At 66.1% G+C, this 15380-nt stretch carries 13 protein-coding genes and 1 pseudogene; 13 read left to right on the top strand and 1 reads right to left on the bottom strand.

All coding sequences use genetic code 11. From position 1 onward, the window contains the following. The first annotated feature begins 21 nt into the window (after nucleotides 1-21). The 11 genes and pseudogenes from hfq to AC07PE_RS01395 all read left to right on the top strand — a co-directional run bounded on the left by hfq (nucleotide 22) and on the right by AC07PE_RS01395 (nucleotide 12368). On the top strand, nucleotides 22-258 hold the full coding sequence (gene hfq / locus AC07PE_RS01445; protein WP_036168820.1) for an RNA chaperone Hfq: 237 nt from the start codon (nucleotides 22-24) through the stop codon (nucleotides 256-258). A 29-nt stretch (nucleotides 259-287) separates the two neighbouring features. Continuing rightward, complete coding sequence (gene hflX, locus AC07PE_RS01440) at nucleotides 288-1436, top strand: GTPase HflX (protein WP_498762931.1); 1149 nt, start codon at nucleotides 288-290, stop codon at nucleotides 1434-1436. A 3-nt stretch (nucleotides 1437-1439) separates the two neighbouring features. Further along, complete coding sequence (hflK, locus tag AC07PE_RS01435) at nucleotides 1440-2792, top strand: FtsH protease activity modulator HflK (RefSeq protein WP_498760899.1); 1353 nt, start codon at nucleotides 1440-1442, stop codon at nucleotides 2790-2792. Further along, nucleotides 2792-3670 (top strand): protease modulator HflC, encoded by an 879-nt coding sequence (gene hflC / locus AC07PE_RS01430; protein ID WP_498760898.1) that lies wholly within the window; start codon nucleotides 2792-2794, stop codon nucleotides 3668-3670. The genes hflK and hflC overlap by 1 nt, the downstream gene beginning before the upstream one ends. A gap of 210 nt (nucleotides 3671-3880) precedes the next feature. Further along, nucleotides 3881-5035 (top strand): ATP phosphoribosyltransferase regulatory subunit, encoded by a 1155-nt coding sequence (locus tag AC07PE_RS01425; protein WP_498760896.1) that lies wholly within the window; start codon nucleotides 3881-3883, stop codon nucleotides 5033-5035. 3 nt (nucleotides 5036-5038) lie between these two features. Beyond that, nucleotides 5039-6349, top strand: a complete 1311-nt coding sequence (locus AC07PE_RS01420; RefSeq protein WP_498760894.1) for an adenylosuccinate synthase — start codon at nucleotides 5039-5041, stop codon at nucleotides 6347-6349. Between the two features lie 24 nt (nucleotides 6350-6373). Further along, a complete protein-coding gene (locus tag AC07PE_RS01415) occupies nucleotides 6374-6916 on the top strand; it encodes a phosphoribosyltransferase (protein ID WP_498760892.1) in 543 nt (180 codons plus the stop codon). 138 nt (nucleotides 6917-7054) lie between these two features. Continuing rightward, nucleotides 7055-9859, top strand: a complete 2805-nt coding sequence (locus AC07PE_RS01410) for a hybrid sensor histidine kinase/response regulator (RefSeq protein ID WP_498760890.1) — start codon at nucleotides 7055-7057, stop codon at nucleotides 9857-9859. Further along, nucleotides 9856-11010 (top strand): annotated as a pseudogene (locus AC07PE_RS01405) (SH3 domain-containing protein); the annotation flags it as partial. The gene AC07PE_RS01410 and the pseudogene AC07PE_RS01405, both read left to right, overlap by 4 nt. Nucleotides 11011-11302: 292 nt before the next feature. Continuing rightward, nucleotides 11303-11899, top strand: a complete 597-nt coding sequence (locus tag AC07PE_RS01400) for a MarC family protein (RefSeq protein WP_498760888.1) — start codon at nucleotides 11303-11305, stop codon at nucleotides 11897-11899. Nucleotides 11900-11921: 22 nt separating this feature from the next. Continuing rightward, nucleotides 11922-12368: an FKBP-type peptidyl-prolyl cis-trans isomerase gene (locus tag AC07PE_RS01395; RefSeq protein ID WP_498760887.1), complete on the top strand. Its 447-nt coding sequence runs from the start codon at nucleotides 11922-11924 to the stop codon at nucleotides 12366-12368. Nucleotides 12369-12370: 2 nt separating this feature from the next. On the opposite strand, the gene AC07PE_RS01390 is transcribed toward AC07PE_RS01395, so the two are convergent. Continuing rightward, nucleotides 12371-12862 (bottom strand): ricin-type beta-trefoil lectin domain protein, encoded by a 492-nt coding sequence (locus AC07PE_RS01390; RefSeq protein WP_498760885.1) that lies wholly within the window; start codon nucleotides 12860-12862, stop codon nucleotides 12371-12373. Between the two features lie 296 nt (nucleotides 12863-13158). Between AC07PE_RS01390 and AC07PE_RS01385 the strand changes: the two genes are divergently transcribed. Together AC07PE_RS01385 and AC07PE_RS01380 are read left to right on the top strand one after the other, a co-directional pair. Then, the gene (locus AC07PE_RS01385) at nucleotides 13159-14259 is read left to right on the top strand and encodes a trypsin-like serine protease (RefSeq protein WP_498760883.1); all 1101 of its coding nucleotides are present in this window, start codon (nucleotides 13159-13161) and stop codon (nucleotides 14257-14259) included. A gap of 175 nt (nucleotides 14260-14434) precedes the next feature. Beyond that, entirely contained in the window at nucleotides 14435-15355 is a 921-nt protein-coding gene (locus AC07PE_RS01380; protein WP_498760882.1) for a hypothetical protein, read from the top strand. The last annotated feature ends 25 nt before the right edge of the window (nucleotides 15356-15380 follow it).

The following is a 15380-nucleotide window of genomic DNA, read 5'->3' as shown; positions in this document are numbered from 1 at the left end:
ACAACAACATACGGAGCTGTTATGAGCAATAAAGGGCAACTGTTACAAGACCCATTCCTGAACGCATTGCGTAAGGAGCACGTCCCCGTCTCGATCTATCTGGTCAACGGGATCAAGCTCCAGGGACACATCGAGTCCTTCGACCAGTACGTGGTTCTGCTCCGTAATACCGTCACCCAGATGGTCTACAAGCACGCCATTTCCACCGTCGTACCCGCACGCGCCGTCAACCTCAACCTCGAACAGGACGCCGAGTAAGGTAGATGGCTGACGTTTCCGGCAATACCATGCGCGCAGCATTGGTCGGCATCGACTTTGGCCGTGGCGATTTCACGGCCAGTCTGGAAGAACTGGCACTGCTGGCGCGCTCCGCCGGAGCCGAGCCGATCACGACGATCACCGCAAAACGCAGTAGTCCCGATCCCGCGTATTTCGTCGGCAGCGGCAAGGCCGACGAGATCGGCCAGGCTTGCCTGGCCGAGCGGATCGACATCATCATCTTCAATCATGCGCTGTCGCCCGCCCAGCAGCGCAACCTGGAAAAGCGCCTGAACGTTCGGGTGCTCGACCGCACCAGCCTGATCCTCGACATCTTCGCCCAGCGTGCCCAGAGCCACGAGGGTAAGTTGCAGGTGGAACTGGCCCAGTTGCAGCACCTGGCCACGCGCCTGATCCGCGGCTGGACCCACTTGGAACGCCAGAAGGGCGGTATCGGTCTGCGCGGCCCTGGTGAAACCCAGCTCGAGACCGACCGCCGCCTGATCGGCGAGCGCGTCAAGATGCTGCGCACCCGCCTGGCCAAGCTGCGCAAGCAGCACGAGACCCAGCGCCGCTCGCGCGGACGCAACCAGACATTCTCGGTGTCGCTGGTCGGCTATACCAACGCCGGCAAGTCGACCCTGTTCAACACCCTGACCAAGGCCGGGGTGTACGTCGCGAACCAGCTGTTCGCGACCCTCGACACCACCAGCCGCCGCCTGTATCTGGGCGAAGAAACCGGCAGCGTGGTGCTGTCCGATACGGTCGGTTTCGTGCGCGAACTGCCGCACCAGCTGGTGGCCGCTTTCCGCGCCACGCTGGAAGAAACCATCCATGCCGACCTGCTGCTGCACGTGGTCGACGGTTCCTCGCCGGTGCGCATGGAACAGATCGAGCAGGTCAACGAAGTGCTGCGCGAAATCGGCGCAGACCACATTCCGCAGATCCTGGTCTGGAACAAGATCGATGCGGCCGGGCTGGAGCCCGGGGTGGAACGTGATGAATATGATAAAATCGGCCGCGTTTTTATCAGCGCCCACAGTGGCGCAGGCCTGGATCTGCTGCGCGACGCCATCGTCGAAGCGGCCCGTACCGAGCCTGTCGCAGCTGCCGAACCTGGTATCGCGCTTGCCGACGCCGAGCATATTCCGAACACCACCCACGTGGGTCCACACTAGCCTATGTCACTGCACGACCCCCGCTGGGGCCACAAACCAAACGATCCCAAGGCCCAGCAGGGCAAGGGCCCGGGCAACGACGGCCCGCCCGACCTCGACCAGCTCTGGCGCGACTTCAACCAGCGCCTGAACCGCCTGTTCGGCAAGCGCGGCGGTGATGGCGGCGGCTACCGCCCGGATGCCCGCGGCGTCGGCCTCACCGCTTCCGTGGTCGGTGCGATCCTCCTCCTGATCTGGCTCGCCAGCGGCGCCTTCATCGTGCCGGAAGGGCAGGTCGGCCTCGTGACCACCTTCGGCGAGCTCTCGCACAAGACCGGCGCCGGCTTCAACTGGCGCTGGCCGGCCCCGTTCCAGGCCCACGAAACCGTCAACGTCGCCCAGGTCCAGACCGTCGAACTCGGCTACCGCGCCAACGTGCGCAACAAGCAGCCGAACGAGGCGCTGATGCTGACCGCGGACGAGAACATCGTCGACATCCAGTTCTCCGTGCAGTACAAGGTCACCGATCCGGTTGCCTGGGTATTCAACAACCGCGACCAGGTCGAGACCGTGCGCGACGCCGCCGAGACCGCGGTGCGCGAACTGGTCGGGCGCAGCAAGATGGACGCGCTGCTGTTCGAAGGCCGCGACAAGCTGGCCGCCGAGGCCCAGCGCATGGTCCAGCAGATGCTCGCGCGCTATAAACTCGGCGCCGAGGTCACCGGCGTGACCGTGCAATCCCTGAGCGCGCCGGAGCAGGTCGCCGCCGCCTTCGAGGAAACCGTCAAGGCCCAGGAAGACCGTACGCGCGCCCGCAGCGAAGCGCAGGCCTATGCCGACGACATCATCCCGCAAGCCAGGGGCAAGGCTGCGCGCATGAAGCAGGATGCCGAAGCCTACCGCGCCACCACCGTCAACACGGCGGAAGGCAATGCGGCGCGCTTCAACCAGGTCGTGGCCGAGTACGCGAAAGCGCCGGCCGTCACCCGCGACCGCATGTACATCGACACCATGCAGCAGATTTTCTCCAGCACCAGCAAGGTCATGATCGACGCCAAGACCGCGGCGAACATCAACCTGCCGCTCGACCAGATGCTGACCCGCTCGGTCGCCAACGAGGCGGCCATGGGCAGCCGCTCCGGACCGGTGATGCCGCCGGCGGCGCCGATGGCGCCTGGCGCGCAGGCCGCGCCTGCCCAGCCGGCGCCGCCCGCCAGCGGCACCGTGACCGTGAACGGCAGCTCGGCGCAGCCGCAGGCGCAAGCCCAGACCCAGGCCCCGGCCGCGCAGCCGGCGCAGGAAGCCCGGCCGGCCGAAGCCGCGCACAAGATCGATCCGCGCAGCCGCGAATCCTCGCGTGACAGGGAGACCCGCTGATGAGCCGCCTGATTTCCATCGCCATCGGGGCGGCCATCGTCCTGACCCTGCTGGCCTCGAGCGTGTTCGTGGTCGACCAGCACCGCTATGCCGTGGTCTATGCCCTCGGCGAGCTGCGTGAAGTGATCACGGCGCCGGGCCTGCACGTCAAGCTGCCGGCGCCCTTCCAGAACGTGGTCTACCTCGACAAGCGCCTGCAGACCCTCGATACCGCCGACGGCGAACGCTTCCTGACGGCGGAGAAGAAGGACCTGCTGGTCGACGCCTTCGTCAAATGGCGCGTCAATGATCCGCGCCAGTACCTGACCGCCCTGGGCGGCGGCAATGCCGAGCGCGGCGCCGAGCGCGTGGCCCAGGTGGTGCAGGTGGCCATGAACGCCGAGCTGTCGACCCGCAAGGTCGGCGACGTGGTCTCCGGCCAGCGCGAGCAGCTGGCCGCCGCGCTGCGCGAGCGCGTTGCCGCCAACAGCCGCCAGCTGGGCGTCGAGATCGTCGACGTGCGCCTCAAGCGCGTGGACTTCACGGCCCAGGTGAACAACGCCGTGTACGAACGCATGAAGGCCGAGCGCATCCGCGCCGCCAACGAGACCCGTTCGACGGGCCAGGCCGAAGCCGAGGAAATCCGCGCCGACGCTGAGCGCCAGCGCAGCGTGATCCTGGCCGAAGCCCTGCGCGATTCCGAGACCATCATGGGCGAGGGCGAGGCCAAGGCGTCGCAGATCTACGCCCAGTCCTTCGGCAAGAATCCGGAGTTCTACCGTTTCTACCGCTCGATGGAAGCCTACAAGGCCACCTTCAAGAGCCGCAGCGATGTGCTGGTGCTGGATTCGAATTCGGAGTTCTTCAAGTATTTCCGGGGTCCCGGTAACGGTAAATGAATGCGTGGGCACGGGGTGCCCACCCTACGTGTCATCACGGTCGTAGGGTGGGCACCCCGTGCCCACGGAGCAACGTTAGCAATCGCTCTACGCATCTTCCCCGCCAATCCCGGCCGGTTTTCGGTTAAAATCGTCGATTCGGCGCAGAATACGCGTGCAAAGCCGCGCATTCTGTTGCCCAATCTTTAACAACTCCCATTCGCTTTGCCCATGCCTACCTGGCTATTGCCCGAGAATATAGCTGACGTCTTGCCGTCCGAAGCGCGCAAGATCGAGGAGCTGCGCCGCCTCATGCTCGACACCTTCCGTACCTATGGTTACGAGCTGGTGATGCCGCCGATGCTCGAGTACGTGGAATCGCTGCTGGCCGGGGCAGGGCAGGACACCGACTCCAAGACCTTCAAGCTGGTCGATTCGATGAGTGGCCGCCTGCTCGGCCTGCGCGCCGACATGACCACCCAGGTCGCCCGCATCGACGCCCACCTGCTGAACCGCGATACGGTCACCCGCCTGTGCTACGCCGGCACCGTGCTGCACACCCGCCCGTCGGGCCTGCACGCCACCCGCGAGCAGCTGCAGATCGGCGCCGAGATCTACGGCCACGCCGGCCTCGAAGCCGACGCCGAGATCCAGGAACTGGCGCTGGCCTGCCTGTCGCTGGCAGGCTTCGAGGAGCCGCGCCTGGACCTGTCGCACGCCGGCGTGCTGCGCGCGATCCTGGCTGAAGACCCGCTGGCCAGGCGCGACGAGCAGCTGCTGCACGGCCTGCTGAAGGCCAAGGACATGCCTGGCCTGGACGAGGCCACCGAACACTACGCAAGCGCGACCCGCGCCGCCCTGATGGCGCTGCCGAACCTGTACGGCGACGTCGACGTGCTGGCCCGCGCCAAGGAAGTGCTGCCGGCGCTGCCGGGCATCACGCGCGCGTTGGCCGAACTGGCCGCGCTGGCTGCGTCCATCATCGACCGCGCACAGATCGCGATCGACCTGGCCGACCTGCGCGGTTACCAGTACGAGAGCGGCGCCATGTTCGCGCTCTACGTGCCGGGCCTGCCGAACGCGGTTGCGCGCGGCGGCCGCTACGACCATGTGGGCGAAGCCTTCGGACGCGCGCGTCCGGCCACCGGCTTCTCGCTCGACCTGCGCGAACTGGCGCGGCTGCTGCCGACCGCCGACCGCAAGCACGCCATCCGTGCGCCGTGGGGCAATGCGCCCGAACTGCGCGAAAAAATCGCTGAACTGCGCAAGGCAGGCGAAGTCGTGATCCAGTCCATGCCGGGTCACGAGAATGTACAGGACGAGTTCGAGTGCGACCGTGTGCTCGTGCTCGAACAAGGAAATTGGATTCTCAAAAACTTAGGTTAAGTGATGTCAAATACTGCTAAGAACGTCGTTGTCATCGGCACCCAATGGGGCGATGAGGGCAAGGGTAAGATCGTCGACTGGCTGACCGACCACGCCGCCGGCGTGGTGCGTTTCCAGGGTGGCCATAACGCCGGCCACACGCTGGTGATCAAGGGCCAGAAGACGGCACTCCAACTGATCCCGTCGGGCATCATGCGCGAAGGCGTGGCCTGCTACATCGGCAACGGCGTGGTGGTCTCGGTACCGGACGTGATGCGCGAGATCGACAAGCTGGAAGCTGCCGGCGTCGAAGTCGCATCGCGCCTGAAGATCTCGGAAGCCTGCCCGGTCATCCTGCCGTACCACGTCGCCATCGACGTCGCACGCGAAGCCAAGCGCGGCGTGAACAAGATCGGCACCACCGGCAAGGGCATCGGCCCGGCCTACGAAGACAAAGTCGCACGCCGCGCGATCCGCATCGCCGACATGCTGAACGAGACCCGCTTCGCCGAGAAGCTGCGCGAGAACCTGGACTACCACAACTTCGTGCTGACCGGTTACCTGGGCGGCCAGGCAGTGGACTTCCAGAAGACCTTCGACGACGCGATGGCCCTGGTGCCGCGCCTGCGTCCGATGGTCGGCGACGTCTCCTCGGCCCTGTACGCCGCGCACAAAGCCGGCGGCAGCCTGCTGTTCGAAGGCGCGCAAGGCTCGCTGCTGGACGTCGACCACGGCACCTATCCGTTCGTGACCTCGTCGAACTGCGTGGCCGGCAATGCCGCCGCCGGTTCGGGCGTCGGCCCGGGCATGCTGCACTACATCATGGGCATCACCAAGGCCTACACGACCCGCGTGGGTTCGGGCCCGTTCCCGTCCGAGCTGCCGACCGACGCCGGCGTCGGCGAGCACCTGTCGCGCGTGGGCCACGAGTTCGGCACCGTGACCGGCCGTGCGCGCCGCTGCGGCTGGTTCGACGCCGCGCTGCTGCGCCGCTCGGTCCAGATCAACGGCGTGTCCGGCATGTGCCTGACCAAGCTGGACGTCCTGGACGGCATCGAGTCCCTGAAGCTGTGCACCGGCTACAAGATCGACGGCCGTGACGTCGACATCTTCCCGGTCGGCGCCGAAGAGGCAGCCGCCTGCGTGCCGGTCTACGAAGAGATGCCTGGCTGGACAGAAAGCACCGTCGGCGCCAAGTCGATGGAAGAGCTGCCGGCCAACGCCCGCGCTTACATCAAGCGCATCGAAGAGCTGGTCGGTATCCCGGTCGACATGGTGTCGACCGGTCCGGACCGCGTGGAAACCATCGTGCTGCGCCACCCGTTTGCCGCATAAGAACAACAAGGAATGTCTGAAACTATGAATACTCCTGCATCGACCGAAAAGGACCTGTGGGTCTCCTGGGACGAGTACAACCGCCTGGTCGAGCGCCTGGCGCTGCAAGTCTACGAATCGAACTGGAAGTTCGACATGGTGCTGTGCCTGGCGCGCGGCGGCGTGCGCCCGGGTGACGTCATCTCCCGCATCTTCGACGTGCCGCTGGCGATCCTGTCGACCAGCTCCTACCGCGAAGAAGCCGGCACCAAGCAGGGCAACCTGGACATCGCCAAGTACATGACGATGACCAAGGGCCCGCTGGCCGGCAAGATCCTGCTGGTCGACGACTTGGCCGATTCGGGCGTGACCCTGATGAAGGTGAGCGACCACCTGAAGGCCAACTATCCGGACGTGACGGAAGTGCGCTCGGCGGTCCTGTGGGTCAAGGGTACCTCGGCCTACAAGCCTGACTACCACCTGGAAGACCTGCCGCACAATCCGTGGATCCACCAGCCGTTCGAAGACTACGACGGCCTGCGCCCGCACCAGCTGGCGGCGTGGATGAAGAAGTTCGAGAAGAACTGATTCGTAACGCAGGACTAAAAGATCGGGGCCACGCGCCCCGATTTTTTTCGCCGTCAGCCCGTCCGCGCACACCGGCGCGCAGCTTGAGTATTTGCTATCATTGCCGCCTGCAATGAATACCCGACCTCGGAGCCACCCGTGCACGATCCCCTGCTGAATGCGAGCGGCGACCTTCATGCGCTGCTGTCCGAAGTCGATTGGGCGCGCTCGCCGCTTGGCGAACCTGCCGGCTGGCCCGGTCCCTTGCGGACCGTGCTGGAGCTGATGCTCAACTCGAATGCCGCGATGTTCCTGGTGTGGGGCGCGCAGCGCACCTTCCTGTACAACGAAGCCTATCTTCCGGTACTTGGCGCAAAGCATCCGTGGGCGCTGGCCCGGCCCATGCAGGAGAGCTGGAGCGAGGTGTGGAACGAGGTCGGCCCGCTGCTGGACCGCAGCTTCGGCGGCGAGTCTCTGCATTTCACGCGCCACCCCTTCACGATCGTCCGCAACGGCGGCCTCGAACAGGCCTGGTTCGATTTCTCGTACACCCCGGTCTACCTCGACAAGGGCATGGTCGGCGGCACGCTGTGCGTGCTGACCGAAGTGACGCAGCAGGTGCGCGCCGAGCGCAACCTGCGCGAACAGGCGGAGCAGTTGCAGCTGCTGTTCGAAAACGCGCCCGGCTTCATGGCCGTGCTGCAGGGCCCCGAGCACCGCTTCGAGCTGGCGAACAAATCCTACCGGCAGCTGATCGGCGCCCGCGCCCCGATCGGCAAGCCGCTGCGCGAAGTGCTGCCGGAGCTGGAGCACCAGGGTTTCTTCGAGCTGCTCGACAAGGTGTACGCCAGCGGCGAGCCGTATATCGGCCGGCGCGTGCCGGTCGGGCTGCAGCGGGTGGCCGATGCGGCGCTGGAGGAGCGCTGGGTCGACTTCGTCTACCAGCCCATGTTCGACTGCGACGGCAGCATACGCGGCATCTTCGTGCAGGGCGGCGACGTGACCGACCACGTCGAATCCGAAATGCGCTGCAAGGACGCGGCGGAGATGGCCGAGCGCCAGCGCGACCGCCTGGACACGCTGCTCGAGGCTGTCCCCAGCGGCATCCTGATCGCCGAAGCCAGCGGCAAGCTGGTGGGCGGCAACCGGGCGATGGACCGAATCTGGGGCGCCGGTTACCCGATGTCCGAGAGCTGGCAGGAGTACGCCGTCTACAAGGGCTGGTGGGCCGACGGCTCGGCGCGGCACGGCGAGCCGCTCGCGCCCGACGACTGGCCGATGTCGCGCGCGCTGCGCGGCGAGGAGGATGCCGGCGGCATCATCAACATCGAACCCTTTGACCGGCCCGGCACGCGCCGCACCGTCATGGTCAAGGCCGCGCCGCTGCGCGATGCGGCCGGCGGCGTCGACGGGGCGCTGGTGACGCACTTCGACATCAGCGAACAGGTGCGCGCCGAAGCCGCCCTGCGCGAAAGCGAGATCAAGTTCCGCGCCATCGCCAACGCCATCCCGCACCTGGTCTGGTCCTGCCTGCCGGACGGGATCCACGATTTCTTCAACGACCGCTGGTACGAGTATACCGGTCTGCCTCCCGGCCCGGCCGGGAGCGAGCGCTGGCCAGAGATCGTACACGCGGACGACCTCGCCCGTGCGGGCCAGCTCTGGCAGCAGGCACTGGCAAGCGGCGAGCCCTACGAGATCGAATACCGGCTGCGCTACCATCCGACGGGCGAATACCGCTGGTGCCAGACCCGTGCCGTGGCGGTCGACGGTCCCGACGGCCGGCGCTTACGCTGGCTCGGCACCGTCACCGATGTGCACGAGCAGCGCCTGGCCTCGGATGAGCTGCGGCGCGCCAGCGCGAAAAAGGACGAGTTCCTGGCAATGCTGGCGCACGAACTGCGCAACCCGCTGGCGCCGATCAAGGCCGCGGCCGATCTGCTCAAGCTGGGCGGCACGGACGGCCGGCGCCTGAGCCAGGCCGCCGGCATCATCGACCGCCAGGTGCGCCACATGACCGAGCTGGTGGACGATCTGCTGGACGTGTCGCGCGTGACCCGCGGCCTAGTCGAGCTCGAGAAGAAGCCGCTCGACATGAAGTCGGTGGTGTCGAGCGCGGTCGAACAGGTCAAGCCGCTGATCGAGGCGCGCGGGCACGCGCTGCACGTGCACGCCGGCGCGCGCCACGCGTCGGTGTGCGGCGACCATACGCGCCTGGTGCAGGTACTGGTCAACCTGCTGGGTAACGCCGCCAAGTACACGCCGCAGGGCGGCCGCATCGACGTCGAGGTGCAGGTCGAGGAGGGCGAGGTGCGGGTTGCCGTCGCCGACAGCGGCAGCGGGATCGAAGCCTCGCTGCTGCCCTTCGTGTTCGACATCTTCACGCAGGGCGTGCGCACGCCCGACCGCTCCCAGGGCGGGCTTGGCATCGGCCTGGCGCTGGTGAAGAGCCTGGTGGCCCTGCATGGCGGCGAGGTTGGCGCGCGCAGCGACGGGCCTGGCCGCGGCAGTGTGTTCGAAGTGTCGCTGCCCCGGCTGGAGGGTGCCGGCGGGCTGCCGGCCGACGAAGCGGATCCGGCCCGGCCCGGCGCCGTGGGGAAAGCCAAGCGCATCCTGGTCGTCGACGACAATGCGGATGCGGCCAGCACTCTGGGCGAACTGCTGGCGGCGCTGGGCCATGAGGTGAGGGTCCGCTTCGACGGCAGGTCCGCGCTGGCCGAGCTGCCGTCCTTCGTGCCGGAAGTACTAGTGCTGGACATCGGCCTGCCGGACATCGACGGCTACGAACTGGCGAGGCGCCTGCGCAGTGAACCGGCGACGGCGCAGGCGCGCTACCTGGCCTTGACGGGCTACGGACAGGCGCATGACCGCACGCTCGCCCGTGCGGCGGGCTTCGACCACCACTTCGTCAAGCCGGTCGACATTCTTGCACTGCAGGCGGTATTGGACGGAGACGAACGATGAAAACACGTGCGCTGGCCCTCATCCTGGCAATGACTTGCGCCGCACCGGCGGCACTGGCCGCGGACCCGCCGCTCCCCGCCGTTTCCGCTTCCGGCATCCCCGCCTTCAGCGAGGAGATGCTGAGCCCTGACTTCTGGATCGGCCGCCTGCTGGAGCCGAACGCCGTGCTGCTCGATGCGCGCCAGGCGGCAGCCAAGCGCATGCTGGTCTACGCGCAGGGCGGCGGCTTCGTCGACCTACAGCATGTCCCTGCATCCCTGGAACGCAGTCTGATAGCGGGCTGGGTCGAACAGGCCCGCCAGACCCCGGTGGACATCGGCAGCGACGAAAACGGCAAGCCGGTGAGCGCCGCGCTGCTGGCCTCCATCAACAAGAACGCCGCCGCGGAACGCATCGCAGCGAGCACGCCGGCCCGCTACGGCCTGAGCGTGCGCCGCGCCCAGCTGCGCTCACTGCCGACCGAGCGCACTTTCTACGCCGCCGCCGACCAGCGCGACTACGAGAGCCTGCAGGCCGGCATCCTTTTCCCCGGCGAGCCGGTCGTGATCGCGCACGCGAGCGCGGACCGCCAGTGGCTGCTGGTGATGTCGACGCAAGGCCCGGCCTGGGTGCGCGCGAACGACATCGCCGAAGGCACGCGCGACGAGGTGTTCGCGTATGCCACCAGGGCGCCCGGCCGCGTCGTCACCGGCGATCAGGTGCGCACCGTGTTCACGCCGGAAGCGCCCGAGGTGTCGGAAGTGCTGCTGGACATGGGCACGGCCTTGCCGGCCGCCGACGTCCCTCCAGGTGAACCGGTGAACGGCGCCAGCCCCTACGCTTCCTGGCCGCTGCTGCTGCCGGTGCGAGGGCAGGGCGGCAAGCTGGCCTTCAAACCGGCCCTGCTGCGCCGCAGTACGGACAGCGCGCCGGGCTACCTGCCGGTCACGCGCGCCAACATCATCCGCCAGGCCTTCAAGCTGCTCGGCGAGCGCTATGGCTGGGGGCACCAGTTCAATGCCCGCGACTGTAGCGGCCTGACCAGCGAGGTGTATCGCAGCATGGGCGTGCTGCTGCCGCCCAGCTCGGGCCTGCAGGGCGCCAGCAGCGCCTTCCAGCACAGGACCTTCACGGACAAGGACAGCCACGCCGAGCGCGTGAAGGCGCTGGCCGAGGCGCAGGTGGGCGACCTGATCGTGGTGCCCGGCCACGTGCTGATGATCATCGGCCAGGTGAAGGGCGAGCCCTACGTGATCCAGGACGTGCCCTATGCCGTGTTCAAGGATCCGCAGACCCAGCAGATCAGGAAGACGAAGCTGAACCAGGTGTCGGTGACGCCGCTGCTGCCGCTGTATGCCGACGACAAGACGCTGTACGTGGATGCGATGACGAGCCTGGTGCACGTGAGCAGGCCCTTAGGATGTGGCTATCGGTTAAGATTGCTGGAATTACCTCGGCCCGCTCATGACCCAAAGCTTCTTCCAGACCTTCATCCTGCTCCTGCTCGTTACCGACCCCTTCGGCAACGTCCCGCTGTTCGTCACCGCCCTCAAGGACGTCGCCCCGGAACGCCGGCCGCGCATCGTGCTGCGCGAGTGCGCGATCGCCTTCCTGCTGCTCCTGCTCTTCATGTTCTTCGGGCGCCACTTCCTGGCGGCGCTGCAGCTCACCGACATCTCGCTGCGCATCGGCGGCAGCGTGATCCTCTTGATCATCGCGATCCGCATGATCTTCCCGCATCCGGACGGCGTGCTAGGCCGCAGCGAAGGCGGCGAGCCCTTCATCGTGCCGCTGGCGATTCCGGCGCTGGCCGGGCCCTCGGCATTGGCCACCGTGCTGCTGTTCTCCTCGCAGACGACGGAGGAGGTGATGATCCACGTGGCCGCGCTGGCCGCCGTCGGCGTGGTCTGGCTGGCCGTGTTCCTGGCGGCGGAGCGGCTGCAGAAGGCTCTCGGCGCCCAGGTCATGACTGCCTTCGAACGCCTGATGGGCCTGATCCTCACGGCGATGTCGATCGAGATGCTGCTGGGCGGCGTGCGCGCCTTCGTCAAGACCCTCTGAATCAATCAACCGAAAGACCATCATGAAACGACTGCTTTCCGTCTGCGCCCTCGGCCTCACCCTGTCCTTCACCCTCGCCGCCTGCAAGCGCGGCGAAGCACCGGGCGCCGCCCCGGCCGACGCCACCCCGGCGGCCCTGCAGAAGATCGATACCGTGCCGGGCATCGGCAAGGAAGCGGTGGCCGGTTCCACCGTCGTCGTCCACTACACCGGCTGGCTGTATTCGCCCAACGCGGAGAAGCAGCACGGCGCCCAGTTCGATTCCTCGGTCGGCCGCGAGCCGTTCAGCTTCAACCTGGGCGCCGGGCAGGTGATCCCGGGCTGGGACCAGGGCGTGCAGGGCATGAAGGTTGGCGGCAAGCGCACCCTGATCGTGCCCGCCGCGCTGGGCTATGGCGCGCAGGGCGCCGGCCCGATTCCGCCCAACGCCAACCTGATCTTCGACGTCGAGCTGCTGGACGTGAAGTAAGCCTACATCGTCGGGATGTAGTTGCTGTGCCAGCGGTGCCCCTCCAGGCTCCGCCCGCACGGCGTCACCCGCATGCCGGTCTGCACGGCTTCCAGGCAGCGCGTGGCGCCCGTCTCGCGGTTCGTCAGGCGCATCTGGCGCGGGACATCGCTCACGCGTTCGAGATACCACTGTTGGCTGTCGGCCTTGCTGCAGGGCTCCATCGCCAGCGTGTTCTTGCTGTCGTTCGGATGCACGGCCAGGCAGACGCTTTCGCCGTCCGCCATCGTATGGAATTTGTCGAAGCCCGGCAGCTCGCCGCGGGTGGCGAACCACTGCTGGGTCGGCGCCTGGGTGCAGGCCATCATGGCGACGCTTGGGCCGGCCGTGCCAAGGCAGCGTCCGCGCCCGTCGAGTTCGTTCTGCAGGTAGGTGATATCCGGTGCTGCGAAGGCGGGGCTGGCTGCCAGATGGAACAGTGCGAGCGCCGCGGCGGCGATCAATCGAGCTTTCATGGGCATTCCTTTCTGTTTTGATAAGCCTGGATCGACATTAACACGAGGGTCTGAAACTTTTCCGTAAGATATGTAACGCTCTGTAGCGCCATGCATGATGGGTTTCTATGCGGACATAAATGTGTCTAAATGGAAAACGTGATGCGTCGAGAAATTTTACATTTTTTCCGTGTAAATACTTTACAAAATTCAATAAGAGATTGATTCCATAGGGAATTTTCTTCCTGGCACGTTTCCTGCTGATATGCTGCGGCGTACGTTACCGCACATAACGAGTTCTTATAAAAGGATACGAAATGCCGACACGGAAAACCATCTACCAGAAACTGTTCGGCGCTGCCGCCTTCATCGTTACCGCGATGGCCGCCGGCACGCAGGCGCAGGCCGCCGTCATCGGGTCGACCGGCTCGCTGACGCCGCTGATCGTCTCGGGCGCGCTGCCGGACACGCCGGCAAATCGCGTCGACCCGAACGTGGCATCGTCCGCGTTCTCTGGTGTGGTCAGCATTAACATCCGCTACTACAACGACGCCGGCGTGCGCGAGTCCTACATCTGCTCCGGCGCCCTGGTGGGCAAGCGCCAGGTGATCTCGGCCGGCCATTGCGTCGATACCAACGGCAACGGCGCCCTGATCGACATCAACCGTCCCGGTCAGGACGTGCGCGTCATCTTCAATAACCACGGCGCCGACTACCAGCTGATCAAGGCATCCGAAGTCTCGATGAATCCGGATTACGCCGGCTTCGGCAATTGCCCGGCCGGCGTCAAATCGTTCTGCGTCAACGATGACATCTCGGTCATCACCCTGAGCGAGGATGCGCCCGCCGACGCCAAGATCTACAAGGTCTCGGCCTCGCCGCTCAGCGAAGGCACGCACATCATCATGGCCGGCTACGGCACCTCGGGCGACGGCACCAACGGCTACTACATCAGCCCGAGTTTCTTCACCAAGCGCACCGGCGAAAACTACATCGACCTGTTCGATCTGGACGACGAGAAGCACTTCGCTTCCGGTAACCAGGAGGTGTACTACGCCGACTTCGACGGCGCGGGCAAGGATCTGTTCTGCGAGCAGTTCGGCATCTGCACCCCGCAGCTGGCGAACGACAAGGAAGGCAACATCGGCGGCGGCGACTCCGGCGGCCCGTCCTTCATCATGCGCAACGGCGAGCTGATGCTAGTCGCGAACAACACCTTCGGCGGCACCTGGAACGAAGGCGACGTCGACGGCGCCTTCGGCACCTATTTCGGCGGCATCGTGCTCGGCAGCTACACCGACTACCTGCTCGACGCCACCGGCGGCCACATCACCTTCGTGCCGGAGCCGGGCAGCCTGGCCCTGCTGGCCCTGGGTGGTGCGATGCTGGGTGGCCTGCGCCGCCGTCGCAAGCAGTAAGCGTTTTCGGCTTCGAAGAAGCGGCCTGCGGGCCGCTTTTTTTTGTCGATCGGGTGGCGCCGCACGCTACCCGAGGTGGTGCAGGGCGGGATGTGGCGGACTTCTCAAGCGGACTCTTCCGTCAATTGTTGAGCTCAGGCATTATTGCCACCGTGTTCAATACTCCATTCAAGCCGTGAAGCATTTCACCCTTCCTTCCGCTACCCGCTCCCTTGCCGCCGTGACGGTGCTGGCTGCAAGCTGCCTTGCCGGCTGCTCGCGCCATGAGGCACCGGCCGTACAGCGCCCGGCGCCGGCCAGACCGGCTGCAGTTGCCGCCGCGTCGGTTACTTCCGACCTGGCCGTCGAAGCCCCCAGCGTCGGCAAGGCGCAAGAGGCAGCGCTGATGCAGGCGATTTTTGGCGACGATTACCACGCTCAGGATGGCGCCGCCGTCGCCCAGATTGAGACTGGCGAAAACGAGGGCTACTGGCGCATGACCCTGTACGCGGCCAGGCGCTTGCCCGACGGGCGCACGGCGGTTGTCGTCAACGGCGGTCCGTCCGACGAGAATGGCGGCGACGCTGCTGCCCATGCGTCGCCGGGCATGTTGAACGTCTACACGCTGCGCCAGGCAGACGGGGCATGGCAGGTGATCGAGCGGCATCGGGAAGTCAGCACGATGGGCTCCAGCGGTAACATCGGCATGGTGAAGTGGATCGATCTCGGGGCAGGCAAGACAGGCATCGTCGTGTCCTCGGGCGGCACCTGGTTCGGCAGCACGATCGCCATCGCGGAAATATTCGATCTCGACCACGGCATGCGTAGCCTCGGTGGCTTCAAGGAGTTGTCCAGCAACGCGGGCGGCTGCATGCCGGAAACGGCAGATTGCTGGGACGTCGACGGTAAGATCGGCACCGTGCCGGCACCAGGTGCAAACGAATATCGCGATATCGTCGTCAGTTTCGAAGGCAAGCACTTCCGCGTGACCGAGGACGCGAAAGGCGATCTTGTCGAGCACCCCACGCACACGGTGCGCGAGACGGCGCGCTATCGCTTCAATGGCAAGGAATATGTGCTGGTGTCGGGCGAGAACCCGGTGCCGCCGATTGGCTGAGTCGGCGATGACATAAAAAAAGCGA

The sequence above is a fragment of the Telluria sp. GW821-FHT07G12 genome, assembly GCF_059418525.1.
Note: the sequence above shows the minus strand (reverse complement) of the source record. Positions and strands in the feature narration are given on the sequence as shown.

Bases quoted from the DNA above. Each gene is read 5' to 3' on its own strand.
- hflC (WP_498760898.1), top strand. From the start codon at position 2,792: ATGAGCCGCCTGATTTCCATCGCCATCGGGGCGGCCATCGTCCTGACC.
- hflX (WP_498762931.1), top strand. From the start codon at position 288: ATGCGCGCAGCATTGGTCGGCATCGACTTTGGCCGTGGCGATTTCACG.
- AC07PE_RS01385 (WP_498760883.1), top strand. From the start codon at position 13,159: ATGCCGACACGGAAAACCATCTACCAGAAACTGTTCGGCGCTGCCGCC.
- AC07PE_RS01395 (WP_498760887.1), top strand. From the start codon at position 11,922: ATGAAACGACTGCTTTCCGTCTGCGCCCTCGGCCTCACCCTGTCCTTC.
- AC07PE_RS01420 (WP_498760894.1), top strand. From the start codon at position 5,039: ATGTCAAATACTGCTAAGAACGTCGTTGTCATCGGCACCCAATGGGGC.
- hfq (WP_036168820.1), top strand. From the start codon at position 22: ATGAGCAATAAAGGGCAACTGTTACAAGACCCATTCCTGAACGCATTG.
- AC07PE_RS01425 (WP_498760896.1), top strand. From the start codon at position 3,881: ATGCCTACCTGGCTATTGCCCGAGAATATAGCTGACGTCTTGCCGTCC.
- AC07PE_RS01415 (WP_498760892.1), top strand. From the start codon at position 6,374: ATGAATACTCCTGCATCGACCGAAAAGGACCTGTGGGTCTCCTGGGAC.
- AC07PE_RS01390 (WP_498760885.1), bottom strand. From the start codon at position 12,862: ATGAAAGCTCGATTGATCGCCGCCGCGGCGCTCGCACTGTTCCATCTG.
- hflK (WP_498760899.1), top strand. From the start codon at position 1,440: ATGTCACTGCACGACCCCCGCTGGGGCCACAAACCAAACGATCCCAAG.
- AC07PE_RS01400 (WP_498760888.1), top strand. From the start codon at position 11,303: ATGACCCAAAGCTTCTTCCAGACCTTCATCCTGCTCCTGCTCGTTACC.